This is a genomic window from Fibrobacter sp. UWB1 (assembly GCF_002210325.1).
GTDB lineage: Bacteria > Fibrobacterota > Fibrobacteria > Fibrobacterales > Fibrobacteraceae > Fibrobacter.
This window is the reverse complement of sequence record NZ_MWQL01000001.1, coordinates 157833-182657: the sequence shown is the minus strand read 5'-3', so window position 1 is coordinate 182657 and position 24825 is coordinate 157833. Positions and strand designations below refer to the sequence as shown.

Here is a 24825-nt window from a genome sequence, read left to right as displayed (position 1 = left end):
CCTACTGTCTACCGCCTACTTCCTACTGCCCACTTCCAACTATTTACTACATTCCCCCTCATGGATAACTTCGAAGATTTTTTTACGGCGACATTCGAAACGGCGACACTTGCCAATAGCGTAGTGACGCTCAAGGGCCTGCGAGAAAATTCCGAGGGTCCGATTTCCGCAGAATCGATCATGCAGGCAATCGAAAAATCCCGCGAACATCTTTCGGAGTACCTCCCCTGGGTTCGCGATACCGATATTTTCGACATCAAAAAACGCATCCGTTCCTGGATCCTGAACGAACGCTTCGGACAAGGCGGTTGCTGGCTGATTTTCAAGAACGCGGACGAAGAAATCACGGCCGGAGATTCAGCCCCGTTAGCAGGCGCCATCATGATGGACGTCAAACTATCGAATCGTTCTGCGACCCTGAGCTACTGGCTTTGCAAGGAATTTACGGGTCAGGGGCTTATGACGGAGGCCGTAAAGTTGCTCTCGGCGTTCGCATTTGCAACCCTCAAGCTCAACCGTCTGGAACTTTTAGTCTCTGTATACAACGGGAAAAGCGCCGCCGTTGCCGCACGATGCGGGTTCATGGAAGAGGGCATAAACCGCGATTACGAGCTCATAAACGGCAAATTCGTTGACCACAGGCGATTTTCGCTTCTGGCCCGGGACGTATATTAATAGTTACAATGGTTACTCGGGTAAACGGGAAACTTAAATTAGATATGGCTTTCAGGGGTTAATTCTTCTATTTTTTTGAGTATGGAAAATGGAGAAAAGCAGAAACTCGTAGAACCGGATATCCTGCAGTACACGAACTACAGGGTATTTCTCCGTGATTATTACGAGTATAAAAAGAAAACCTCGACCGCGTTCAGCTTGCGGTTCTTTGCCGAGAAGGCAGGGCTTTCTAGCCATGCCCATTTAAAGCTCGCAATCGACGGCAAACGCAACATCACCAAAAACACGGTCACCAAGCTCATTCATGGCTTGGGCCTTGAAAACCAGCGCGCCGCATACTTCGAAAGCCTCGTATTCTTTAACCAGGCACAAACCGACGCCGACAAGCAAATCTACTACGCCCAGCTCATCAAGGCAAGCCCCCGTTCAAAGCTGCACAAGATGGACAAGGCGCAGTTACGTATTTTCCAGGAATGGCACCATTCTGTGATTCTTGAGATGGTAGGGCTCAAGGATTTCCGCCCCATTCCCGACTTGATTTCCAAAAAACTGCGCGGGCTCGTGACTCCCGCACAAGTGACCGAATCGCTCCAGTTGCTCTTGGAACTGGGCCTCCTGGTCAAGACCGCCAACGGCTATCGCCAACGCGACCCCCTGATTACGACCGATGACGAAGTCCAGGATATGATGGTCAAGATGTACCATTTCCAGATGCTCAAGCTGTCTGCAACCATGCTTGCAGACCTTCCGGGCCACGAAAGGGATGTTTCTGCGCTTACTTTTGGAATAAAGCGCTCAGATTTCCCCAATTTGAAAAAACATTTACAACTAATGCGAAAAGAACTACTAGATTTCTCTGCAAAAGCCGGAGAAGCAGAAGATGTTGTGCAAGTCAACATTCAGCTCTTCCCCTTGACCCGAGGAGTGTGATGAAATTCTTTTTGTCCATAGCATCGATCGCCTTTTGCGCAGCCTTCTATTTGTCGCTGGCAGCCTGTTCCAACGACAAGTCTTTGACTGGAATCGAAATTGGCAACCCGAGCATTGCGGACAGCGATACAACCGCAAGAGATACCGCAGCAAAGGACTCCTCAGTCAAGGACACGACTATCAAGGATACTACATCCAAGGACACCGCCGACAAGAAACAGCCTGCCCTTCCGCTGGTCGCCGATTTCTCTATCGACTATTCCGAAGTGAATCCCAAGGCTCTCGCCAAGGAAGCGGACAAGGACGAACCGATTCTGCTGGATTCATTCTCCCTGATTCTTACTGAAGTACGTTCCTTCTCTAGCTATTATTACACAACCTTGATTGTCGACCCCGTTGTCGGACTCCAGCTCTGGCCTTACGAAGACGCCCCCAACGAATCCCTTGCGATTTCGTTTACCAAGGGTTCCCTCATCGAAGACCCCTTCAAGGATATCGACTTGAACGAAGAAGGCTACCTCAAGGAAATGGGCGTCGGATTCAAGCCCGACGAAACCATGGCCATATTCGGTCGCATTCTCATCGACAAGAAGTACCATCCCTTCGTCTACAGTCTTTCGAACTTCCAGACGCTCATGTTGCGCTACCACTACTCGCAGATTGATACCGCAAACGGCAAGGCCAATTTGTCTGTAGTTTTCCGAGTCAAGCAGTTTACAGACGGGATTGATTTCTCGGGCGCCGAAGTCGGCGAAGACAGCATAATTCATATTGATTCCAAGTACAATTCGGAATTGTGGAACGCAATGAACAAGCGCTTTGTGACAAGTTTCCAGCCGTTGCGTTATGACTACACCACGGTTGCTGGCGATGCACATTTCGAATATGTCGCTGACATATGGAAGGGTATTGCAGCCAAGAAGGGCGAAAACACGATTATCAACGGAAACTTCTCTTCGCCCTTTACCACCGACTGGATTTTGATGAACCAGTTTGGCGGACATTCCGACACGACGGTGCTGCTCGAAAAGGGGTCCAAGGAACGCATTATGCAGGTGAACGTTACGGATGGCGGCAAGCATTCCTATAGCGTGCAACTAATTCAAGAAAATGTGGCCCTGATTGCGGGCGTGCAGTACCAGTGCGTATTCACCATTTGGTCCGATGTGGAAGGTCAAATTACGGCCCGTATCGGTTCGTACAACACCTACGAAACAATCGGGTTCCAGGAACATGTGCAAGTGCAGACCACTGGCCAATCCGTCGGAATCACGTTCACGCCCGAAGTCAGCGACCCGTTCGCCCGCTTTGAACTGAACCTCGGCGGCTCCGAACGCACCTTCTGGATTAAGGAAGTCAAAGTCTTAAGGCTTTCAGAATAGGTTTAAGAACTTAGAGCTTAGAACTTAGATAATCATTCTCTCTAAGCTCTACCAACTAAGTTCTAAGTTCGGCCTCTTGTAACCTTCTAGTTACTTTTCTACATTTAGGCCACTATGGCTACAATTCCTACTCGCAAAGACAATCTCGTTATCGAAAACATTCGTCCCCAGATCGAAGGCGGGCGTTTTATGCTCAAGCGCGAACCGGGCGACACCGTCACGCTTACCGCGGACATTTTCCGCCACAGCCACGAAAAGTATGACGCGGCGATTTTCTACCGCCACGATTCCAAGAAAAAATGGGAAAAGGCTCCCATGCACTTCGTGGATAACGACCAGTGGGAAGGTTCCTTCACGGTCAACAACATCGGCTACTATGAATACAAGATTTGCGCCTGGACCGTGGAACCCAAGGACACCCCGACCGAAAGCCCGGTAATGAAACTCCGCGTGGACCCCTCTTACGCCCGCATTGGTACTTGGTACGAAATGTGGCCGAAGAGCCAGGGCACTGACCCCACCAAGAGCGCCACCTGGAAGGATTGCGAAAAACAGCTCGACTACATTGCCGGCCTCGGCTTCGATACCGTTTACCTGGTGCCGATTCACCCGATCGGCGTTACCAACCGCAAGGGCGCGAACAACGCCTTGCACGCCAAGGTCGACAAGAAGGGGAAGCCACTCGAACCGGGTTGCCCGTACGCCGTAGGTAACAAGAACGGCGGCCACTACGACGTTGATCCCGAACTTGGAAGCATGAAGGATTTCGAACACTTCGCCAAGGCCGCCCGCAAGAAGGGACTCCGCCTTGCACTCGACATCGCACTCAACTGCAGCCCCGACCACCCGTATGTGAAATCGCACCCGGAATGGTTCTATCACGAACCGGATGGCAGCATCAAGTTCGCCGAAAACCCGCCCAAGAAGTACGAAGACATTTACCCGTTCGACTACTACAACAAGAACTACAAGGCCCTGTGGAAAGAAATCGAAAACATTATCTTGTTCTGGGCCGACAAGGGCATTGAAATTTTCCGTATCGACAACCCGCACACAAAGCCCTTCCCGTTCTGGGAATGGCTGATTGCAGACGTCAAGGAAAAACGTCCGGAACTCGTGTTCCTCGCCGAAGCGTTCACGCGCCCGAAGATGATGCATCGCCTCGCAAAGTCCGGTTTCGACATGAGCTATACGTATTTCGCATGGCGCTCTGCCAAGTGGGAATTCGAGCAATACCTCAAGGAACTTACCCAGAGCGATGCCAAGGAATACATGCGCGGCATCTTCTTCCCGACGACTCCGGACATTTTCCCGAAGTACCTCGCCTACAAGGGCCCGAACGCCTTCAAGCAGCGCTACTTCTTGGCCGGTACGCTTTCTAGCCTTACCGGTATGTACAACGGCTACGAGCTCTGCGAAAACATCCCGAGCCCCATCAAGGAAGAACTACAGGACAGCGAAAAGTACCAGTACAAGGTGCACAACTGGTATGGTCCGGGCATCCAGGACTTCGTTCGCCGCGTGAACACCGCCCGTCAGGAACACGTCGCCCTGCAGGAATACGACAACCTCGACTTCCACTATTGCGCCAACGACCAGCTAATGGTTTATTCCAAGAAATCTGGCGAAGACGTGATTCTCTGCGTGTGCAACATGGACATGGACAATGCGCAGGAAGGCATCGTGGAACTTGACATGAGGAAGCTCGGCCTAAATGACGATTCCTTCTTCTTCTTGAAGGACCTGATTACCGACGAAAGCTTTGTATGGCGCGGCAACAAGAACTTTGTGCGCCTCGATCCTGCCAAGGCTCCTGGCCACCTGCTGGTGCTGAAGAAGATCTAAAAAGCAATGTGTGATGTGTAATGTGTGATGTGGAGTGATATCCTCATACCTAATAAACATAGAGCTCTGTACGTATAAAATATTGGAAGTTGTACCCACAACTTCCTTTTTTCTTTATATATTGAAGGCATGATCGACATTTATTCGCTTGCTAAAAATCCGCTGGTTTTCCAGAAACAACGCACCATTACCTCGGCCTACATCGATGTTTCGGGCAAGATGGGCCTTGCGCAGACGGTACTCATGGTGCAGGACAACTTCACCGAGAATTTCGGCACACTCAAGATGGACAATTTCTGCGTCAACGAAAAAGGCGGCTATTGGGCCATCACCAAAGCGAAGTTTAAATTTTTCCAACGCCCCTATTGGCGCGACAAGGTGGTGACCACATCGTTCCCCGCCGACAGCGCTCCCATCCGCACTTACGAAAATACTGCCGTCACGACAGTCGAAGGGGAACCCATCATTCTCGCTGTACAAGAAGCCTGCTGCCTCAACTTGGAAACACATCGCCCCATGAAGCTTTCTGCGGTGGACTTTCCTGCAGAAGGTTCCCCTGAACCCTTTATGGACAACAAGTTTTCGAAGTTTCCCGTAGAGCCCGAGGAATATCAGGAAGTGTACCGCCAGAAGGTGCTGCCGCAGCATATCGACATGTCGCACCACATGAACAACATCGAATACGTAAAGCTTGGTCTGAATGTGTTCAGCGCCGCCGACCTGGAACTATGCATCCCCGCGATGCTCGAGCTGCATTTTTTGGGAGAAACCCGCGAAGGCCAGGAAGTCACGATTTTCCGCGCCGACAAGATGGGTGCGACCTATATGAAAATCGAAGACGATTCAGGACGCCAGGTCTTTGAGATGAAAGTCAAGATGAAGTAACCGCCGAATTAAAATTCTTGGAAGAATTCAGGCCGGTGAAAATCCGGCTTTTCTGTTTCTATTGGGAATGCGCTCAGATAATGGGGCGTCTTTGACTTATCGGCGCACTTGTAAAGATTCCCGCGAAGAGTAACGCCTTCAAAGGTCCGCAAACCAAAGAGTGAAGGCGGAATCTGGACAGTCATTCCCCAACATACAAGATTGCCAGCGACACTTGCCAATTGCTTGGTACGCACGACAGAATTAATTTGTTCTTGGGAAAGCTTGACTCGCGAATTACGATCGGGCCCGCGGGCCGCAAGCAAGTAGCCGCGGCAAGTCGTTTCGAAGTTGAAATATTCGGCAGGGTTCGCCGGGTTCTGCAAGAAGACTTCGACGCAGGAATCTTCCCAGCTGGAGCCGTTGTCTTCTTTTACTTCGGCACGGAAACAGTCCGAAGGTTCCTCAACGGTAAAATTCACCGTGAAATAATCCGGCGAAATTTCGACTTCGGCAAGCACCGTCGGGAGCGTTTTCCCTTGGTTTGCCACCCAATTCATATTCGGTTTCAAGAGCATGGTTAAAAAGTAGTAAAGTGATTAATCAATGATTAAGCAGTGATTAATCACTTGAATTGCCATAGGTACTTTTAAGGAATTGGGGATTTTCCGCCGAATTCGCCACCTCAAATAATTGGCACGCAATTTGCATTTAGCGGTTTGCTTACAAAAGCAACAACTCTAATAAAACAGGAGACCTTTATGGCAACAAAAAATAAAATGCCCGAAAAAGAATCCGAGGCAAGTTCCGCATTCGACTGCCTCGCCGTCACCAATGTACAAGTCTACCCCTTCCAGGAAGGCCCTTCCATGGGACACACTAAGGGCATTGCGTCAATCGTGCTGAACGACCAGTTCATGATCCGCGGGCTGCGCGTGATGGATGGCGAAAACGGACTCTTCGTGGGCTACCCCGTTGATCCGTTCTTCAAGGGCGAATCGTTCCGTTCCATTTGCAATCCGGTGACTCGCCAGCTTCGCGAGCACATCGAAAACTGCATCCTTGAAAAGTACCAGGCCGCCATCGTATAGGAGCCAGCATGTTCCGCAGAATCCGCTCTTATTGCTTGCTTGGAATTAAAGCAGTCCCTGTCAATGTCGAAGTCGACTCTTCGCAGGGGCTGCCTGGATTCACCTTGGTAGGTTTGCCAGACAATGCCGTAAGAGAGTCTAGGGAACGAGTTGTTTCTGCAATTCGTTCCGCAGGCAAAGTGGTGACCGGTTTTCGCACGACGGTAAACCTGTCGCCCGCGGATTTGCGAAAAGAAGGGAGCGCCCTGGACTTGCCCCTTGCTTTTGGGCTTTTGACTGCAGCCGAAGAGATTGAAGCACCCGACTTGGAACACCTCGTTTTTGTCGGAGAACTTTCACTCGATGGCCTGTTGAAGCCTGTCCGGGGCGTTCTTTCCATTGCAATGAGTTTGTCCGAAAAGTCTAAAGACATTCTGGTAATCCCGAAAGGCAACGAGCAAGAAGCCTCGCTTGTCGAGGGAATCCGCTATGTTTGCGCAGACACGCTCATGGAATGCATCGAAAAAATTGAAGCCGGAGCCGAGAATTACGCACAGCATGCATCCGGATTGAAAGAGCAAATGAATTTAACGCATGCCGACCGGGACATTCCCGACTTCAAGAACGTGGTCGGCATGGAAGGCGTAAAGCGGGCGCTTGAAGTCGCTGCCGCTGGCGCCCACAACTTCCTTATGGTTGGCTCGCCCGGAGCGGGCAAGACTTTGTGTGCAAAATGCCTGCCGGGCGTTCTGCCCGAAATGACGGAACTTGAAATTCTCGAAACGACCCGAATCCATTCGTGTGCAAGATCTGCGGGCGACTCCGAAGAATTCAAGCCCGTGATGATTCGCCCGTTCCGTACCCCCCACCACAGCGCTTCCATGGTGTCGCTGGTGGGGGGTGGCACCCGGCTAAAGCCGGGTGAGGCGAGCCTAGCCCATAACGGAGTCCTGTTTCTCGACGAACTGCCGGAATTCAACCGCAGCGTTCTGGAAGCTTTACGCGAGCCCATGGAAGAGGGTGAAATTTCGATTAGTCGCGCTAGCGGGACCGTCACTTGGCCCGCGAGGTTCATGATGGGAGCGGCCATGAACCCTTGCCCCTGCGGGTACGCCATGGACCCGAAACGCGCCTGCACGTGCCTCCCCGAGGCTCGCAAGCGCTATCAAGAAAAAATATCCGGCCCGCTCCTCGACCGCATAGACATCCAAGTGAGCGTCCCGCCCGTCGAAGCCTCGCAATTTGGCCGCAAGAGCACCGCCGAGTCTTCGGCCGAGATTCGCAAGCGAATCTGTAGCGCCCGGGAAATCCAGCGCAAGCGATTCGAGGGAACGCCGTTCAAGACGAACGCCGAAATGACTTCGGACTTTGCCAAGAAGAGCTGCAAGCTTTCGGCAGAAACCGAACAGTTCGCCATCAACGCCGCCGACAGAATGGGGCTCAGCGCCCGCGGCTTTTACAGACTATTAAAGGTCGGCAGAACGATTGCCGACCTTCGAAAATCCGATTCCGTTGAAATTGTAGACCTTTCTGAAGCCCTGCGCTACCGCGCCTTCAGAAGCTAACGAATCACCTTGATACTCGATTCGGCTCCTGCGCTTTGCGGGATTGCCAACGGCTTACGGACAGAGACTTCTGCGGCAAGCGTCTTCGGGTAGTGGTTCAAGATATACTTGGCCGTTTCAAGCACCAAGGTTTCTTCTAGCTGGAAAGACGACCTGCAGACAAAATCCTGCACGTCGTCAGCTAGTTGCACATAATCGATAGAATGGGCAAGATCTTCATTTCGGGCGGCAAGAGTAAAATCAAGCCACACCGAAATATTCAGGACAACCGGCTGCATATTTTCGCGCTCGTAAGGGAGCGTTCCAATAATGCAGTTGAATTCCAAATCACGAATCGTGATTTTTCCGGTTTCGACTACCATACGAAGAGTACGACAGCACCTGCGATTGCGGCTGCAGAAACGCCGAACCAGATGTTACGGGCAGACGTATAAGAATCCTGCGTCTTCTTGTCTTCTTCCATTCTTCTCTGGAGATCGCGCAGGGTCCAGGCTTCTTGCCTTACCTGCGACGCCATGATTTCTTCGCACTTGGCCGGGTTGGCTTCACCCGGATCATGGCAAGCGCTCAGGATCTGGCTGTTCAAGCCGCTCAAGTTGTCGTAGGCATCCTTGGCTTCGTTAGCCTTGCTGTGCTGCATGATTCCAACCACGGCGGCAGTGACTGCCAAGGCAGAGAGGCCGACGGCCGTCCAGAAACGGACTTCGTCAGCAATACCGAAACGGTCACCCACGTCACTTGCAGCAGCGCTTGCAGCGTAGTCACGATCGTCTTCAACCGGAGCGGAAGTCTTGTATTTGCTGTAGTCTTCATCATCGTCGTCTTCGCAATCCGGATCGTATTCGTCACATTCTTCAGCCTGGTTGCTCGGAACGGCAGGAGCGGCTGCAACAGATTCTTCTTCCTCTTCTTCTTCAGCGGCAGCAGGAGCTTCGCCCTTCAATTCAACAGCCTTGCCATCGATATACACCACTGCGGTCGAAAGGCCGGGAGCATAGACAGCCTTACCGTCGAAGTAAACCTTTTCGACATCCTTATCGGCAGCGGCACCGCGGCGAGTATAGAGCTTAGCGTTAACGAGCTTGGAGTAGTCAACGCCTTCGGCGGTCATCGGAGTCATGGAAGAAAGGTCGCCTTTACCACCCTGGTAGAGCTGGTAAGAGGTTTCAGATTCACCAAACGGGTCTTCAAATTTCTGACGCACAACCAAGCGGCCACTCTGCAAAGAGGAGACCTCGTCAGCCGGAGCGACCTTGAGTTCGCCACCGAATTCGGCTACGATGTAGTCATCGGGTACACCAGCATCCTTGGCGGTAAATTCATCGATATCGTAAATGCTTGCGAAAGCGGATACGACAGACAGGCAAAGGACCATCAAAAGTGAACGTTTCATTTGTACTCCAAAATGTCTAATTTTTGATGGAAATATATAAAAAAATGCGTATAATGGTACTGAAAATAATTGTTTTGTAATATACAGCCGTGCACATAATGTTCTCTCCAGCCCAATGTTTAACAATGTTTACATAGTCCGTGCAACAAAGCGGCACCAATTCAAAGGGGTTTCTTTTTTACTATATTTAAGCCCGTAAAATTTTAACCCTAACAGAGGATTGCTACAATGGCAAAGCTTTCTATCGAAGATCTCGAACTCGCCGGCAAGCGCGTGTTCATCCGTGTTGACTTCAACGTTCCGCAGGACAAGGTGACTGGCGAAATCACCAACACCAAGCGTATCGAAGCCGCTCTCCCGACCATCCAGTACGCTCTCGATCACGGTGCAGCCGTCGTGCTCGCCTCTCACCTGGGTCGTCCGAATGGCGAAAAGAACATGAAGTACACGCTCGCTCCGGTTGCAAAGAAGCTCGAAGAACTCATCAAGAAGCCGGTGAAGTTCCTCTCCGACTGCGTGGGTCCCGAAGTCGAAGCTGCCTGCGCCGCTATCAAGCCGGGTGAAATCATCCTCCTCGAAAACCTCCGCTTCCACATCGAAGAAGAAGGCAAGCGCAAGATCAAGAACGCCGATGGCACCGAAACTAAGGAAAAGGCCGACAAGGAAGCCGTGAAGGCCTTCCGCGCAAGCCTCACCAAGCTCGCTGACGTCTACGTGAACGACGCTTTCGGTACCGCTCACCGCGACCACTCTTCCATGACTGGTGTTGAACTCCCGCAGCGTGCCGCTGGTTTCCTCATGAACAAGGAACTCAAGGCATTCGACCAGGTGCTCAACAATCCTCCGCGTCCGTTCCTCGCCATCCTCGGCGGTGCAAAGGTCGCTGACAAGATCCAGCTCATCAACAACCTCCTCGACAAGGCCGACAAGATCATCATCGGCGGTGGCATGGCTTTCACCTTCAAGAAGGTTCTGAACAACATCGAAATCGGTTCTTCTCTGTTTGACGAAGAAGGCGCCAAGCTCGTTCCGGATCTGATGGCCAAGGCCAAGGCTGCCGGCAAGGAAATCATCCTCCCGGTCGACTACATCGCTGCCGACAAGTTCGCTGCCGACGCTGCCACGAAGGCTGTCACTGACGCCGAAGGCATTCCGGCTGGCTGGATGGGCCTCGATGTGGGAGCTGAATCCACCAAGCTCTTCGTGAACGCTATCAAGTCTGCAAAGACCATCGTCTGGAACGGTCCTGCAGGCGTGTTCGAATTCGAAGCTTTCGAAAAGGCCACCAAGGCAATGGCCGATGCTATCGTCGAAGCTACCGCTGCTGGCGCAATCACCGTGATCGGTGGTGGCGATACCGCTACGGCTGCCAAGAAGTACGGCGCAGACAAGAAGGTGACCCACACCTCTACGGGTGGTGGCGCTTCTTTGGAACTCCTGGAAGGCAAGGTTTTGCCGGGCGTTGCTTTCCTCACGGATAAGTAATTTGTTTATTTGCGTCGCGATACGGCGTCACGAATCCGCTCGCCGTACGCTTTGTACGGCTTCGGGCTTCGTTCCTGGTCTCGCTCGCAACTAACCAAATTCCTGTTATTTAAAAGACTCCGCTTTTTTGCGGAGTTTTTCTTTTTGCAATCTTTTCGTTAAGCATCGTTGCCTCCCCAGATGTACTTCTCGCGACCGCGCATTGCGTCGATGCGGTTCTCGCTCTCGGCCATCACCTGGCTGAAGGTCTTGGTTTCCGGTGAGCGGTTGGCGACCTCGTTGAACACCTTGTTCATGAGGCGTTCCTCGTTGTCGAATATCTCCTTGATGGAGGTCAGGATTTCTGGTTTGAGAGACGGAGCCAGAGCGTCGATAATTTCTTGTTTCGTCATAGTGACATTTCCCTCGGCACCTAATAACAAGCGGTGCCAGCTGTTTTCTCGATGGGTCAAGCATCTCGAAGCTGGCACCGCTATGAGGGAAATAAAAGTCTACAATCCGCCCATGCTGATGATAATCGCCTCTCGCATCTTGACCATACGAGCTATTTGTTTGAAGTTTAGTAGGTGGCCAAATTTTTATTTCCGAAGGGCCAAAAACCTACATTGAAACGGCGTAATGATTATCTAGTAACTGTCTTCTGAGCGGTCTCTCTTGTTGAGTTACTATCAAAATTAGTTCAAAACAATTTGTAATTCAAGCAAAAATGACTTGAAATCGTAAATGTAAGTAAAAAACAAGAAGTGGCGAAATTCGCTCAAAATCGCCAATTGGCCATTTCGGCCTTCAGAGGTGTGTACGGGGTCTGTACGTAGGTCTGTACGCCTGGAAGCCGCATAAATACTGGGCTCGCGCCATTACGTACACACCTGACAGACCCTTTCTTTTATATAATAAAGATTATTATAGGGAATTTTGAACCGGCCCGGCAACTACGTGCCGGGAGATTTTTGTCCCTAACTAGTTTCGACAAGTCGCCATAGTGCGAACCTTTCTTATATTTAAGACATGCGATGGGAAAAACCTACATTAGGAAAGGCAAATCGTGTACTTACGACTATACTGGCAGTATGGTTCGGTGCGTCGTCCGTCTGGATTATGTTCTACTACAATTTCGAGTGGTGGACGTTGATTGCATGTCCTATAATGTTGCTTTTAACCACGTACTTGTTCTTAAACGAGTACTTTTACACTAGTAAGCTATACCGCAAGGTAGAGCCTTTAATAGGGTTTATACTTTCGAGCATAGGATTCATTGTGTCGGCGGGCTTCATAATAGCCGTGTTGACTCTTACAGCTATAGTATTATCGTCGGCGTTAGGACTAAAGTAGGTCGTGCTCGATCATTCAGTCGAGCGTACTTGGGATGTCTTGGTTGTAGCTGTAAGCCTCGTCAACCGCGTCCACCACGTTTTCGGCTTCGCGAGTCTTCTGGTAGTATTTCAGGGCGGTTGTCTCGCTGTGGCCAAGGATCTGGCTGACCAGCTTGATGTCCTGTATTTTAGGGTATAGATACATGGAAGCCGAATGTCGCAAAGTATGGAGTCCTCCATGGGGTATACCAGCCTTCTTGACAGCCTTGGCTATTACAGCGTATCTTACTGACTGTGTACGGCCTAGATAAGGAAATACGTACTTGTTTATGCGTGGCAAGTGGTAGTTAAATCAACCGTTTGCACGCTTTGTTTTTGAGTTTTGTATATTGAATTTTAGAAATCTTTAACAAAGGAACATCTTATGTCGATTGCAGAAATTTCTAAAAAATTCCATGCGGATAAACGTGGTAATTGCGCGATGTCGGTTGCATATGGTTATGCCCGAGCCACAGGCAAGTCCGAGATGGATGCAACAGCCACAGCGCAGATGTTCCGTAATTTCGGTGGCGGCAAGGCTCCTAACGGTGCCTGCGGAGCGCTTTATGCGGCGAAGATGATGCAGCCCGATCACGCCGATGCCATCGAGGACTTTTTCAAGCGCGGCGCGCAGAATTTTACCAAGTGCAGCGAAATCCGTCCGAACAAGATTATTCCCTGCAATCGCTGCGTGGAACTCGCCGGCGAAGCACTGGATTTTTTAGAAAAATAGAAACTAGAACCGCCCACCCCTAAAGGGCGCAAACAAAAAAAATCCGAAAACGGTTTAGTTCGATTCCACGACCAAGGACTTTTCGTATATGAAGTCGATATCGGCAGCTGTGATTGCTCCGGGAACGAGATCCAGTTTAGAGCGGTTCTTCTTCATGGCCGCGGCAAACTGGTCGCGCAGAGCTCTCGGGATGGTACAAGTTCCGATTAGTTTGCGAAGCATCGCCGCAAATTCCTCAATATTCTTAAGCCCTAAAAGAGAAAGTATTTTCTGAACGTCCTCGGGCACAAATTTTGCGCAGATCTCAGTGTAAGCGGCAAGGAAGTAGCCGACCGCGGGTCCGTGAGGAACGCCCGCATGGAGCGTAAGATCATAGCTCATGCCATGCGGCACCGAAGTACTTGTATGGGCAATGGACATGCCTGCAATAGTCGAGGTGAGCATGAGCTTTTCATAGAGGTCCGAATCGATAGCAGCATCGGAGAGCAACGCGCTTTTGCATTCGCCCCAAAGCTTGAGGCCGTATTCCGGGAACATGCGGTTGAACGCATTCGACTTGATATTAAGAATGCTTTCGACCATGTGAGAAAGCGCATCGACGGCGGTATTGACAATCAACTGTTTCTTTGCCGAGGCAAGATACTTTCCATCAACAAGCGCAAGCGCCGGGAAAATCACATGCGGAATGCTTTTCTTGAGTTGAATCCCGTGATTCGTGATGATCGAAACAGGCGTCGCCTCGGAACCTGTTCCACACGTTGTCGGGACAGCCACGACAGGCGCATGATCCAGAGGGCTGCTTGACGCTTTGTGAAGGTCATCGGCATCGACGGCAGGATTCAACAGGAGCAACGACACCGCCTTGGCAGCATCGATAGCGGAGCCTCCCCCAATACCAATGACAAAATCAGCCTTGAAATTCCGCGCCATCTGTACGGCCTTGCGCACCGTATCCGTCGACGGATTCTCTTCGACTTCGTCAAAAACCTGGAACGGGATATTGCCGGAATTCAAGACGCTTTCAACATCGTTCAAGGAGCCATTCGCTACTGCAGAATGGCGACCCGTCATAATGAGCGCGCGCGTTCCGACAGAAAGCAATTGATTCGCGTGCTTTTTCACGCAGTCCTTTTCAACATAAATATCTGTCGGAACAAAGAAACGCATATAATTACCGAATGTCCAGCTTGTTGAAAGTTTTGTAATGGTCAGCGGTATAGTAAATCACGCAATCCGACGCATAGACCAAGCGTTTGGTTCCGCGGCTGTCGTCATGGTAATCCACGTCGGCTTCGTGGTAAGAGCCCTTGGGCAAAAGGCCTTCGCTGTTGCTGTAGACGTCACCACCCACCATAAAGTCAAAGGCGGTCCACGGATTAAAATTCCACTTCGTAAATTCTCTACCCGTTTCTTCTTCGACAAGGGCAATCGCTTCGTCCTTGGTAATATAATTGCTCGGCAACTTGTCGAACTTGCACAAGTACGCGGCCACGGAATCCTTGGTGGTATACACGCCAGACTTCACCACGGCATCATATACAGACTGCTTCGTTTCGCTAGAAGATGATGTCGCTTCTTCGCTAGAAGATGATTTTCCTTTCTTCGATGCCGAAGACCTTCTATAAAGGTCTTCATCGTCGTCGCTGGAAACGGTCGGAGTCGAGCAGGCCGCAAAGAAAGCGGTCACTGCGCAGGCAAAGCTAATTTTGAAAAAATATTTTTTCAGCATATCTTAAATATATCAAATAAAACCCTATTTAGGAATACTGACCGGAATTAAATTTTGAAGTCGTCAATCAAAATCCACGTAATGGATTCTAGTCAGAGTCCTTCAGGCAACGAACAGACATCCCGACATCCCTCGGAGATCCTTCCAGCACCACTTTTCCCATACTATGCATCAGGAACACATCATTCGATCTCGTATCGGTTTCTTCCGTCGAAGTCCATAAATGGGCTGCAAGCCTGGCCGTGGAACCGAAAGAACCTTGTTCAGACATAAAGCTTCCCGGAAGAATTGAGAATCCGTAATCATCGGTACCTGCATACTGAGCAAACTCTTCTTGAATATACCAGTAAGCCTTTGACTTTAACTTGACACCAGCCATTTCTTGTCCACCGACATAATTAATCAAGTCAATCCATTCCAAAAGACCCGGCAAATGCCAACCTTCGGGGCACGCTTTCATCGCATCGTTCCAACGATATAGCTTGCCGTATATTTCACATTTTTCAGGATCGTTCTCATGGCAATAGCCAACCGCATCTTCACCGGAATAATTCAAATTTTCGCCAAACCAGACTTGCTTTCCCAACTTGAGAATTCGGTATGTCTGACCATCGCGCGAATCCGTGAATGTAGAATCCGTCAATTCCGACAAACTCTCTGCACTAGAAGACGATTTTTCCTCTTGTATAGACGAGCTGCTCGAAGATTCATCAGGTTCCTCTTTGCTAGAGGAAGATTCTATTCCACTTGAAGATGATTCCTCTAACAAGGTTTCGCTCGAAGAGGACTTTTCGTTTTCAGAGATACTGTTCTCACTAGACGAGGATTCCTCTTTTTTGCTACTAGAAGATTTTTCGTCGTCAACGATTGCATCTTCGCTTGACGATGAAATTTCATCCGATTTGTCAATCTCATCAGAAGGAATCCACTTGTTCGAGTAACAAATGTATTCCTTATCGTCATCGGTTACGAATACGACTTCGCCTTTGCGCTTGTTGGTACAAGCCCCCAAGTCATAAATAGATTCAACCTCTTTTGTATCTGAAGTTGAGAGGCCACTTGAATCAATAGTATTTGATTCATCGCCACAAGCGAGTAATAGTACCAACGGGCAAAACGCGACAAGAGGGAAACGCATCGGGTAATTTATTCCTTATCCTTCACACAGCGCAGAGAGAATCCGCGATCCTTCTCGTTATAGCTGCTATAATAATAGCTGATATAGTTGTATCGATAGTCAAGGAACCAGTAAATAGCACCAGTGCTTTTGGAGGCCTCATTTGCGCTCCAGAAATTGGCAAAGTAGCCCGCATCGTCAAAAAGGTAACGGCTATAGTTGTCCGTCGGGTCAGCATGAATACCATAATAAGCTCCTGTCGGAATGGCAGAGAAACCATATTCATTGGTAGACTGGCTGATTGTACTGTAGCCCACCCAACCTCTAGAAGATTTCAACTTTCCAGTATGATCATTTGTCATAGTTGAAGCCGTTTCCATTTTCGCAACGTAAGTCTTAAGCTGTCTCCATTCCGCAGTGTCAGGCACATGCCACTTTTCAGGGCAAAGGCCTCTATGCGGACTTTCAATAAGTGCAGCAGCCGAAGTCTTCAAGTATTTCGAATCAAGATTCATAGCGGCAGTCCAACTATAAAGTCTTCCACCAACCTCACAATTGTCCTTGACATTTTTGTAGCACCAGGCGTTTTCAACAAGGTTTGCATTATCTTCATCGTAATAGTTCAAGTTTTCTGCCATCCAAGTCTGAAGTCCAATGGTTATCGTCTTATAGGTCTTTCCATCACGACTGTCCTTGATTTCTCCATATTCCATTTCACTGTTCAAGTAAGCGCTCTTACTAAAATCGTAAACACCCATCTTGCGCCAATTTCCATTACCACCATCGCATACATAGGTAATAGGAGAACTGCTAGAATTCATATCGGTGAAAGTCTTCTTGTTATTACCCTTGGTGCAAGCGGTTTTGAAACTATTTTCAATAGACTTGGGCAAACGCCAACGGTCACCATCGCAAACATAAGTTTTGCCCAAGTTATCGCTGTAAGCGTTTGTCATCTTAATCATCATGCCGTCTTGTTTTGTATCGCACACTCCAATTCCATAAATTTCGCCAACAAACATGCTGATATATTTTTCGAAATTCGGAACAGAGCTATTCATCGCAGTCAGTTTTGTACGAATAACAGTAAGGTTGGAATCATTTTTCATAGCCCAGTCAGCCATGGCAACCTTTGCCGCAGAATCACTCCAACGGCCGTCATCTTCGAAATCGGTTGCAAGAGTCGTCAATCGGCTGGTAAGGTCAGCGTCGCTCAAGCCCCCCTGCAAAAGAATGGATGCAGCAAGAAGCTTCGCATCATCTTCGTAGCTTCCAAAGATGCTCAAGTCTTCAAAAGCATGGTTGTTGCCAGACCAACCGAAAGCAGCGAGAACTTCTTTTTCGGCAGCAGCCTTTGCCGCAGGCACATTTTTGTATTTGCCACTTTCTGCAAACAGGTTAATGATTCGCTTGTGAGCCAGGTGTCCCAAAACGTTGATATTTACAGAATTACGATCACTCAAATCAACAAGAGACTTAAGGGTCAACTGGCCTGCGCTCTTTTTATAGGTGTTTTCATTGTAATAATAGCCATTTGCTTGCATCAATGCATATTGGCTCTTGAGCGTCACCTTAGCCGATGTGTATTCGCCCAATTCACTTGTAACTTCCCATTCAAAAGTGGTTCCAGTCGGGTCCAGAACATCGTCTAATTCAGAAAGTTTAATCGCTGTTCCGCTTGCAAAGGGACCTTTTTCGGCAACACCCGTAAAGGTTTTCTTTGATATAGCAACATTTTCTACAGTCTCATTTGCACCCTGTACGCTGGAACTCGATTCGAAAACACTGCTCGAGCTTGGCGCCGTTGAAGAACTAGAGTCATCCTTTTTAGATTCAGAAGAACTGTCCTTGGAATCGGACGACTTGTCCTTAGAAGACGAAGATTCATCATCCTTGGAATCGGATGATTTATCTTTTGAAGAAGAGGAATCATCATCTTTAGATTCTGAAGACTTTACCTTTGAAGAGGAAGATTTATCCTCTTTCGATGCAGAGGATTCCGGTTCTCCGATATCCTTCCAATCTTTCTTGGTGCATTCGTAATTGACGCCTTTCTCTTCGACAAAAATGACGTCGCCAATACGATCAGATGTACATTTGCCCAAGTCGTAAATCGTCTCTACGCTAGATCCGTCCGCTAGAGTATCTTTTGCTTCGGGCTTGGTAGAAGTGGAATCTCCGCCGCAAGCGATCAAGAGTGCGCTTGAGGCAACCATTGCCTGTAGAGAGAACTTCATTTTCATTCGGACCTCGTTTGAGAGATTGATGGGACTATTCAATGTAAATATAATTTTATCACGATAATATTTCAAATAGAAGGATAACCCTTGAGAACCTATGTGAAATCGGTCACAAAAAAGGCCCAAACTGCCTTAAAAACGCAAAAAAAGCGAACCGAAGCCGTACAAAAGTACGGCGAGAAAGTTCGCATGACGCCGTATGGCGAAGTTTATAGGTGAATTTTAGCCGGACAGTTTCTTGTTGCGATGAGCTTCTACCACGTTCACCACGTAGTCGCCGAGCTTTTCGCAGTCGTTCACCACATCCATGTAGTGAACACCCATCTGGTAGCTGTACTTCTGCGATTCGATGTCGGTAATATTTTTCTCCTTGAGGAGCTTGCGGTAATCGTTGATTTCGTTTTCGAGATTCAACGTACGGTTCGCGTCGGCCGTCACTGCATCGCTAATGACATCGATCATGTTCGTTAACGCCTTGTCGCAAAGCTGCATCATGTGCTTGATGCGGTTGTACTGCTCTTCGGTAAAGTCGTCGGTGCTCCTAAACTTGCGGTTAATGGCACGCGCCATATTGTAGCAGGAGTCGCCGATACTTTCAATTTCAGAAATTTCGCGGAGCATCGACTGGATATTCGTCTTACTTTCGGGGCTCAAGCGACCTTCGGACACCTGGTTCAAGTATTTGGCAATTTCAATTTCCATGTTATCACTAATGCCTTCGTACTTCTCGATGCGGGCAAAGAGCTTCACGAAGTCGTTTTCGTCCTTCATCTCGAGCAGTTCAGGCACCATGCGGAACATTTTCTGCGTGCGCGCTGCAAACAAGTTAATTTCCTTGCGGGCTTCGAAAAGCGAAAGTTCTGCAGTGCTCATGAGGCCCGCGCTGATAAACTTGACCTTGAAATCCTCGCCGTCTTCCTTCTCGCGGATAATCTTGCAGATGATTTTTTCCATCGGCTTGATGAACCAGATGAGGATAAGCACGTTGCAGAGGTTGAATGCAGTATGGAAGGCAGATAGCGCATAGGTCACACGGACGCTCGCCTGGGCAACTTCTTCTTCAGTATGCGGTACGAACGTCGGGTCGAACCCTACGATGCAGCACACCATGTTCACGAACGGGCGGAACACTATCAATACCCACACCACGCCGAACACGTTGAACAACATGTGGGCCAAAGCCGCGCGCCTTGCCTGCGTACTTGCCGAAAGAGCGGCGAGGTTCGATGTCACCGTGGTACCGATGTTTTCGCCCATCACGAGCGCAATGCCCTGGTAAATCGGGAGCACGCCGCTACTGCAGAGCAAGAGCGTAATCGCCATGATGGCGGCAGACGACTGCACGCACATCGTAAGGATGCTCCCCAGCAGCAAGAAGAGGAGCGTGCTGAAGATGCCCCAACCGCCGGTCGTCGCAAAGAAGTTGATGACCGTCTGGTTATGGGCCAGGTCCATCGCCACCGCATTTTCGCGAAGCGTGGTAAGGCCGAGGAACATGAACGCGAAACCGAAGACAAATTCGCCCAGGCTCTTGGTCGAGTTCTTCTTGGTGTAAGAAAGGATGATACCGAGGGCGAAGAAGGGCCACACCACCGAGCTCATGTTGAACTGGAACCCGAATATGGACATGATCCAGGCCGTGGCCGTTGTACCGATGTTTGCGCCCATGATAACAGGAATGGCCTGACTCAATGTGAGCAGGCCAGCGTTAACGAAGCTTACGGTAAGTACGGTCGTAGCGGTAGAAGACTGCACCGAGGCCGTCACAAAGGTACCTGTGAGAAGGCCTCCAATGCGGTGCTTGGTCATAGTGCCAAGGACAGCACGCAGGTGACCGCCCGTGAGTTTCTGCAAGCCTTCGCTCATGGTCTTCATGCCGAACATGAGGAGCGCAAGGCAACCGATCATTTTAAGAATCATAAGTGTCATAGGACATTCCTACGGAACGCCACTACCGGATCATCGTCGCTGCCTTTCAGCTAGTTCGGGCTCATGGCGGTGAATTGTTTATCTGATTTGTTGCCGTAAATATAGAAATAAGTCAAAAGCCTTACGAGTGGCGCAAGGCTACGAAAACAGAAAAAATTTATTACAGCCAAAATGACCGCAGTATGGCGGAACAATCCGTTTCAACTTTAACGGATTGTCACTCTGCGGGATTCATTTCCATTACGCACAATGTAAACCCCAGCCTTCAGAACAGCGAGAGTAGCGACAGCCCCTACAGGTCTAGCCGACGCCACCATGCGACCGCGCAAATCGAACACCATGACCGGATGGTTTTCAAGCAAGCCCATCACAGTAACGTTACGACCAGAGACTTCCACCTGCAACAACGAAACCACCGGCTTCGGCAACACAGGAGTCAATCCACCCCCCGGATTCGAAGTAGAATCCGCATAGAAGACGTCTACAATATAGCCGACCTTATACGGCTCGTCGGCATCGCCAAAGAAATCCTTGACCACATTCACGGCACAGACCGAGGTCGTGTCATAACGGAATACCGGCAGGCATCCTTTATCGACCCAGTTATCCGCTCTAAACGTATTCGTCAATTCCGTAATGGACGAATACTTCAATTCTTCGAAGGTGTAAGACTCCACAGCCGTATCCCTCGAACCTGAATCCGGCGACAAGACGGCGCGATCCGGGATTCCATCCAGATTTGAACCATAAATGACTCCATCAAAAATGTAGCGACCCTTTGCCTCGTAAGCCACGACGCCCACATTCTTGCCCACCAGGGAATCATTATAAGTATACACAGAAGACATCGTCAAAGTATCCATCACGGCAACAATACCGCCCGCCGCTGCCGTAGCAGACTTGGCTTCATTTTTCACGTTGCCTCTATTATAATCCGTCGTCATGATAACACCCTTGCCCCAACCGATAATGCCTCCGGCATAAGATTCTTCAAGGGAGTTTTTCACCGTCACGGGACCATAATTAAAGCTATAGGCTACCGGAGTAATCACAGCGAAAATCTGCTGCCCTGGCATGGTGTAAATGTAACCCGAAGCGCGCCCCACGACACCGCCGGCATAAACCTTCTTGCCATTCAAAGCATGCACACGTCCCCAGTTACCCGTTTCCGACACAGTCGTATTTGAATCGATTACGCCGACAACGCCGCCAACCATAAGTGTCGCCGAATTAGCGGAGCCTTCAACCAAGCCCGTATTGAACACGCTGCTTATCGTTGACAACTGGCAATAACCCACAATGCCGCCGCCGGCAACAGAACCTTCGCCACTAGCAACAACCGTTCCCGAATTGTAGGCGTCAGAGACCAAACCACTGGAGAACGTGTAATAGGGAGCCGCTTTACCCACAATGCCGCCGGCAAGACGTCCATACACCCTGCCAGAGTTACGTACATTCTTCAACACGCCCTCGGATTCTCCAGCGATACCGCCCGCAATATTCGACGAAATCACAGTCGTATTTTCATTCTTGGAATCCAGCACCAGTCCCGATTTTGAATAGTAGTTGCTAGCGACAATGCCGCCCGCAGAATACCCACCGCGCACCAAACTATTGCGCACCGTCACGTTTCTAACGACGCCACCATTGTTAACAACCACGGCGGCAGCAGACCAACCCCAATCATTTTCGAAGCGGCTATTTGCAATGGTAAGGTTTTGCACGACCACGCCAGAATCCATGCAGAAGAACATCGCTCTCGACATGTTGAGGCCATAAATAGTATGATTTTTCCCGTCAAAATCGGCCTTTAGGCAGCTGGTATAGCCCGTGTCCGCAGACATCTGACGAGCCGCCAAAAGCGTGGTGTCGCGACCCATCACGATATCGTTTGCAAGATTCACCCTAATTTTCTTGTAGACATACTTTTCGAAATAACGAGGCATTTCCAAGAAGGCCGCCAATTCTTCGGCCTTAGAAATGGTATAGACCAAGGTATCGCCATCTGCTTGAGAAGGCGGCATCGCATACTGTTGCATATCGAAATAAGCAGAATCATTCTTATACAGGCTATCGAACTTGAGAACCGGATAACCGTCAGGACGACGCGTCCACAAATTTCGGTTAGGTACGGTTCCACCAGTCGTATTCAGCAATACAAGCATTTTTTCGCTCTGGAGTTCTGCAGTCGTCTTTTTGCATTCTGCGCTATTGGTAGCGTCATAGTAGAATCTGCCCGCTGTAGCAATATCCACAAGAGAGCCGTCATAATATGTGTTAATCGGCGAATAACTCAAGCCCGAATATCCATAAATGCCACCAACAGTATCGCCTTTGACAACGGGAGCGGCGCTATAGGAATTCGAAATCGGGCGATCGGAATAATCGAAAAAGCCGACAAGGCCGCCCACCTCGCTGCTACCCTTATTCAGTTTTCCCTTTGCAATTACTTTACCACGATTGTAGACATCGGAAACGGAGAGCCCATAGGCATAACCAAGAATACCGCCCACATTCAGAACGCCGTACTCACTCGGGTCTTCTGCGACAGATCCGGTGACATCACCGTAATTGTAGGACAAGGACAACGCAGGGAACTGAGAATTACTGCGTTCCATATAACCGACAACGCCGCCCGTCCAGACGCGGTACGGGCCTTCGGCATAGACGCTGCCGCGGTTTCCCAACTTTTCATAGCCACGAACATTCGAATAAATCGAAGTATAACCGACAACACCACCGGCGTAAACCTTTCTGTATTTACCAGCACCATTGCCTTTGACAGAGCCCTTATTCAAAGCATTGCGGAAGGCGTTATTCTTATTTTCGCCGAAAATTCCCCCTACCGCCAAGATACCTTCGTCAAGGGCTGTTTCGACAACAGCCGTTACATCGCCCTCGTTCACGAAATCACGGGTTTCGCTTTCTTCATAATTACGATAATGTTTGCTGCCGGCAATACCACCAACATAAAGCGAAATTTTCCAGTCCGAACTCACCGTATCGCATGTAAAGGCCGTTTTAGCAGAGACCTTTCCGTAGTTCTGAAGGTTCGTTACAGAGCCAAGTACATAACCGACAATGCCCCCCGCATAAGACAGCGACGCACCCGATACCATTTCAACATCACCGCGATTCACGCAGCTTTCAATGGCGATACCATCTCGAGCTTCGGCATCACCGGCAATGCCGCCAACAAAAATATTGTATTCTGGCCCAACTTTTTCATTCTTTACAAAAGTGACCTTTGCCGAATTGCTACAACCGGCAACGCGCCCATAAGCCGTACCTACGACACCGCCCACATAGGTGCCGCCTTTAACAGAGCCGCCAATCATGTTGCAATTCAATATATAAGCCAAGCGATTATCCGCAGAACTCAGCATTCGGGCTGCAACACCACCCGCAATAAATCCACCACGAACATCGGTATTGATAACATTCACGTTCGCAAGCCCCGCCTGCAACTCGCTCACGACCGCAGCCGAGGTGTAAACCGTATCGCTGCCAAAGGAACCGTTCGCCACGTTAAAGTCGTGAACGAGACCTCCCCCCTGGCCAACAATCTGGAACAACGACCGTTCCGCATTCAAGCCGTAAATCGTGTGGCCCCTGCCATCAAAATCGCCTTCGAAGAACTCGTTACGTTCGCTACGCACCCAACGCTTGGAACAAAGCTTAGAGGTGTCGGATCCGAAAACGATATCGTTCTTCAAATAAGCCCTGAGGCTTGCGTCGCCCACATTCTTCGTCGTCACGGAATCCAGGAAACCGATCAATTCCTCGGGAGAGGTAATCTCGTAGTATTCTACACCGTCGGTCTTGACTGTTTTAGGGATTTTAACGGAACCGTCCCAGGCTGCATATGAGACCTGGGCGAATACAAGCAGCAATACAACTGCATAGATTCGTTTAAGCATCTTTGTTCTCCTAACTATGTATTTATCTAAAAAATATTAAAGGCTACGCACCATAGCAACAGCCTGGCTCGCAATACCCTCGCCGCGGCCCGTGAAGCCGAGCTTTTCGGTGGTGGTTCCCTTGATGCCGACCTGTTTTACGTCGATTCCAAGCACGCGGGCGATGTTTGCCTTCATGGCATCCTTGTGCGGGTTCACCTTCGGGCGTTCGCACATCACGATGCTGTCGATGTTGATAATTTCGTAACCGGCCTTACGCACCTCTTCGCCCACCTTGCGCAGAAGTTCCAGACTGTCGGCTCCCTTGAATGCCGGGTCCGTATCCGGAAAGTACGTGCCGATATCGCCGAGACCCGCGGCACCCAGCAGTGCATCGCTAATCGCATGCAGCAAAACGTCGGCATCGCTGTGACCGAGGAGCCCCTTTTCGTAAGGAATATCCACGCCACCGATAATGCACTTGCGACCTTCTACCAACTTGTGAACATCAAAACCGATGCCCGAACGATAAATCTTGTCCATAATTTGTTCCTTTTTTCAACAGGAAAGATAAAAAAAATGCCCAGCTGTTAAGCCGAGCAATTCAAATAGCCATA

Annotated in this window: 21 protein-coding genes; 9 read left to right on the top strand and 12 right to left on the bottom strand. The window is 49.6% G+C overall.

From position 1 onward, the window contains the following. The first annotated feature begins 60 nt into the window (after positions 1-60). The 5 genes from B7988_RS00695 (at position 61) to B7988_RS00675 (ending at position 5717) form a co-directional block, all read left to right on the top strand. Entirely contained in the window at positions 61-675 is a 615-nt protein-coding gene (locus B7988_RS00695; RefSeq protein WP_073318489.1) for a GNAT family protein, read from the top strand. Positions 676-756: 81 nt separating this feature from the next. After that, on the top strand, positions 757-1605 hold the full coding sequence (locus B7988_RS00690) for a TIGR02147 family protein (protein ID WP_073318492.1): 849 nt from the start codon (positions 757-759) through the stop codon (positions 1603-1605). Next, positions 1605-2987, top strand: coding sequence for a carbohydrate binding domain-containing protein (locus B7988_RS00685; protein WP_088656473.1), 1383 nt, complete (start codon positions 1605-1607; stop codon positions 2985-2987). The genes B7988_RS00690 and B7988_RS00685 overlap by 1 nt, the downstream gene beginning before the upstream one ends. Before the next feature lie 114 nt (positions 2988-3101). Beyond that, entirely contained in the window at positions 3102-4832 is a 1731-nt protein-coding gene (locus B7988_RS00680) for a maltotransferase domain-containing protein (RefSeq protein ID WP_088656472.1), read from the top strand. A 129-nt stretch (positions 4833-4961) separates the two neighbouring features. Further along, on the top strand, positions 4962-5717 hold the full coding sequence (locus tag B7988_RS00675; RefSeq protein ID WP_073318500.1) for an acyl-ACP thioesterase domain-containing protein: 756 nt from the start codon (positions 4962-4964) through the stop codon (positions 5715-5717). Between the two features lie 8 nt (positions 5718-5725). On the opposite strand, the gene B7988_RS00670 is transcribed toward B7988_RS00675, so the two are convergent. Beyond that, positions 5726-6256: a carbohydrate-binding family 9-like protein gene (locus tag B7988_RS00670; RefSeq protein WP_249268780.1), complete on the bottom strand. Its 531-nt coding sequence runs from the start codon at positions 6254-6256 to the stop codon at positions 5726-5728. A gap of 201 nt (positions 6257-6457) precedes the next feature. Between B7988_RS00670 and B7988_RS00665 the strand changes: the two genes are divergently transcribed. After that, a complete protein-coding gene (locus B7988_RS00665; RefSeq protein ID WP_249268779.1) occupies positions 6458-6787 on the top strand; it encodes a SpoVG family protein in 330 nt (109 codons plus the stop codon). A gap of 8 nt (positions 6788-6795) precedes the next feature. Continuing rightward, entirely contained in the window at positions 6796-8331 is a 1536-nt protein-coding gene (locus tag B7988_RS00660) for a YifB family Mg chelatase-like AAA ATPase (RefSeq protein WP_088656470.1), read from the top strand. Here the strand turns inward: B7988_RS00660 and B7988_RS00655 are convergent. Together B7988_RS00655 and B7988_RS00650 are read right to left on the bottom strand one after the other, a co-directional pair. Beyond that, positions 8328-8693 (bottom strand): dihydroneopterin aldolase, encoded by a 366-nt coding sequence (locus B7988_RS00655; protein WP_073318508.1) that lies wholly within the window; start codon positions 8691-8693, stop codon positions 8328-8330. The two genes, B7988_RS00660 and B7988_RS00655, sit on opposite strands and share 4 nt — an antisense overlap. Then, positions 8687-9724 carry a hypothetical protein gene (locus tag B7988_RS00650; RefSeq protein WP_141225508.1) on the bottom strand — a complete coding sequence of 346 codons (1038 nt, stop codon included), beginning with the start codon at positions 9722-9724 and terminating at the stop codon, positions 8687-8689. The genes B7988_RS00655 and B7988_RS00650 overlap by 7 nt, the downstream gene beginning before the upstream one ends. A gap of 228 nt (positions 9725-9952) precedes the next feature. Here B7988_RS00650 and pgk point away from each other — a divergent pair, with 228 nt between their 5' ends. After that, a complete protein-coding gene (gene pgk / locus B7988_RS00645) occupies positions 9953-11209 on the top strand; it encodes a phosphoglycerate kinase (RefSeq protein ID WP_072808597.1) in 1257 nt (418 codons plus the stop codon). Between the two features lie 158 nt (positions 11210-11367). Here the strand turns inward: pgk and B7988_RS00640 are convergent, their stop codons facing one another. Both B7988_RS00640 and B7988_RS15355 read right to left on the bottom strand, forming a co-directional pair. After that, positions 11368-11601, bottom strand: coding sequence for a hypothetical protein (locus B7988_RS00640; protein ID WP_088656468.1), 234 nt, complete (start codon positions 11599-11601; stop codon positions 11368-11370). Between the two features lie 955 nt (positions 11602-12556). Then, the gene (locus B7988_RS15355; RefSeq protein WP_088656466.1) at positions 12557-12862 is read right to left on the bottom strand and encodes a tyrosine-type recombinase/integrase; all 306 of its coding nucleotides are present in this window, start codon (positions 12860-12862) and stop codon (positions 12557-12559) included. Between the two features lie 84 nt (positions 12863-12946). On the opposite strand from B7988_RS15355, the gene B7988_RS00625 reads away from it, so the two are divergent. Next, positions 12947-13294, top strand: coding sequence for a hypothetical protein (locus B7988_RS00625; protein ID WP_088656465.1), 348 nt, complete (start codon positions 12947-12949; stop codon positions 13292-13294). 54 nt (positions 13295-13348) lie between these two features. Here the strand turns inward: B7988_RS00625 and B7988_RS00620 are convergent, their stop codons facing one another. The 7 genes from B7988_RS00620 to ispF form a co-directional block, all read right to left on the bottom strand. Next, the gene (locus tag B7988_RS00620; RefSeq protein ID WP_088656464.1) at positions 13349-14461 is read right to left on the bottom strand and encodes an iron-containing alcohol dehydrogenase family protein; all 1113 of its coding nucleotides are present in this window, start codon (positions 14459-14461) and stop codon (positions 13349-13351) included. A gap of 4 nt (positions 14462-14465) precedes the next feature. Next, positions 14466-15023: a ribonuclease domain-containing protein gene (locus B7988_RS00615; RefSeq protein WP_088656463.1), complete on the bottom strand. Its 558-nt coding sequence runs from the start codon at positions 15021-15023 to the stop codon at positions 14466-14468. An 88-nt stretch (positions 15024-15111) separates the two neighbouring features. Next, on the bottom strand, positions 15112-16161 hold the full coding sequence (locus B7988_RS00610) for a fibrobacter succinogenes major paralogous domain-containing protein (RefSeq protein WP_088656462.1): 1050 nt from the start codon (positions 16159-16161) through the stop codon (positions 15112-15114). An 8-nt stretch (positions 16162-16169) separates the two neighbouring features. Continuing rightward, positions 16170-18383: an FISUMP domain-containing protein gene (locus B7988_RS00605; protein WP_088656461.1), complete on the bottom strand. Its 2214-nt coding sequence runs from the start codon at positions 18381-18383 to the stop codon at positions 16170-16172. 219 nt (positions 18384-18602) lie between these two features. Further along, positions 18603-20309: a Na/Pi cotransporter family protein gene (locus B7988_RS00600; protein ID WP_088656460.1), complete on the bottom strand. Its 1707-nt coding sequence runs from the start codon at positions 20307-20309 to the stop codon at positions 18603-18605. 206 nt (positions 20310-20515) lie between these two features. Next, complete coding sequence (locus B7988_RS00595) at positions 20516-24229, bottom strand: peptidase A26 (RefSeq protein ID WP_088656459.1); 3714 nt, start codon at positions 24227-24229, stop codon at positions 20516-20518. 36 nt (positions 24230-24265) lie between these two features. Next, entirely contained in the window at positions 24266-24751 is a 486-nt protein-coding gene (gene ispF, locus B7988_RS00590; RefSeq protein ID WP_088656458.1) for a 2-C-methyl-D-erythritol 2,4-cyclodiphosphate synthase, read from the bottom strand. Between the last annotated feature and the right edge of the window lie 74 nt (positions 24752-24825).

Coding starts and splice junctions, on each gene's coding strand:
- B7988_RS00695 (WP_073318489.1), top strand. CDS start 61: ATGGATAACTTCGAAGATTTTTTTACGGCGACATTCGAAACGGCGACA.
- B7988_RS00690 (WP_073318492.1), top strand. CDS start 757: ATGGAAAATGGAGAAAAGCAGAAACTCGTAGAACCGGATATCCTGCAG.
- B7988_RS00685 (WP_088656473.1), top strand. CDS start 1,605: ATGAAATTCTTTTTGTCCATAGCATCGATCGCCTTTTGCGCAGCCTTC.
- B7988_RS00680 (WP_088656472.1), top strand. CDS start 3,102: ATGGCTACAATTCCTACTCGCAAAGACAATCTCGTTATCGAAAACATT.
- B7988_RS00675 (WP_073318500.1), top strand. CDS start 4,962: ATGATCGACATTTATTCGCTTGCTAAAAATCCGCTGGTTTTCCAGAAA.
- B7988_RS00670 (WP_249268780.1), bottom strand. CDS start 6,256: ATGAATTGGGTGGCAAACCAAGGGAAAACGCTCCCGACGGTGCTTGCC.
- B7988_RS00665 (WP_249268779.1), top strand. CDS start 6,458: ATGGCAACAAAAAATAAAATGCCCGAAAAAGAATCCGAGGCAAGTTCC.
- B7988_RS00660 (WP_088656470.1), top strand. CDS start 6,796: ATGTTCCGCAGAATCCGCTCTTATTGCTTGCTTGGAATTAAAGCAGTC.
- B7988_RS00655 (WP_073318508.1), bottom strand. CDS start 8,693: ATGGTAGTCGAAACCGGAAAAATCACGATTCGTGATTTGGAATTCAAC.
- B7988_RS00650 (WP_141225508.1), bottom strand. CDS start 9,724: ATGAAACGTTCACTTTTGATGGTCCTTTGCCTGTCTGTCGTATCCGCT.
- pgk (WP_072808597.1), top strand. CDS start 9,953: ATGGCAAAGCTTTCTATCGAAGATCTCGAACTCGCCGGCAAGCGCGTG.
- B7988_RS00640 (WP_088656468.1), bottom strand. CDS start 11,601: ATGACGAAACAAGAAATTATCGACGCTCTGGCTCCGTCTCTCAAACCA.
- B7988_RS00625 (WP_088656465.1), top strand. CDS start 12,947: ATGTCGATTGCAGAAATTTCTAAAAAATTCCATGCGGATAAACGTGGT.
- B7988_RS00620 (WP_088656464.1), bottom strand. CDS start 14,461: ATGCGTTTCTTTGTTCCGACAGATATTTATGTTGAAAAGGACTGCGTG.
- B7988_RS00615 (WP_088656463.1), bottom strand. CDS start 15,023: ATGCTGAAAAAATATTTTTTCAAAATTAGCTTTGCCTGCGCAGTGACC.
- B7988_RS00610 (WP_088656462.1), bottom strand. CDS start 16,161: ATGCGTTTCCCTCTTGTCGCGTTTTGCCCGTTGGTACTATTACTCGCT.
- B7988_RS00605 (WP_088656461.1), bottom strand. CDS start 18,383: ATGAAAATGAAGTTCTCTCTACAGGCAATGGTTGCCTCAAGCGCACTC.
- B7988_RS00600 (WP_088656460.1), bottom strand. CDS start 20,309: ATGACACTTATGATTCTTAAAATGATCGGTTGCCTTGCGCTCCTCATG.
- B7988_RS00595 (WP_088656459.1), bottom strand. CDS start 24,229: ATGCTTAAACGAATCTATGCAGTTGTATTGCTGCTTGTATTCGCCCAG.
- ispF (WP_088656458.1), bottom strand. CDS start 24,751: ATGGACAAGATTTATCGTTCGGGCATCGGTTTTGATGTTCACAAGTTG.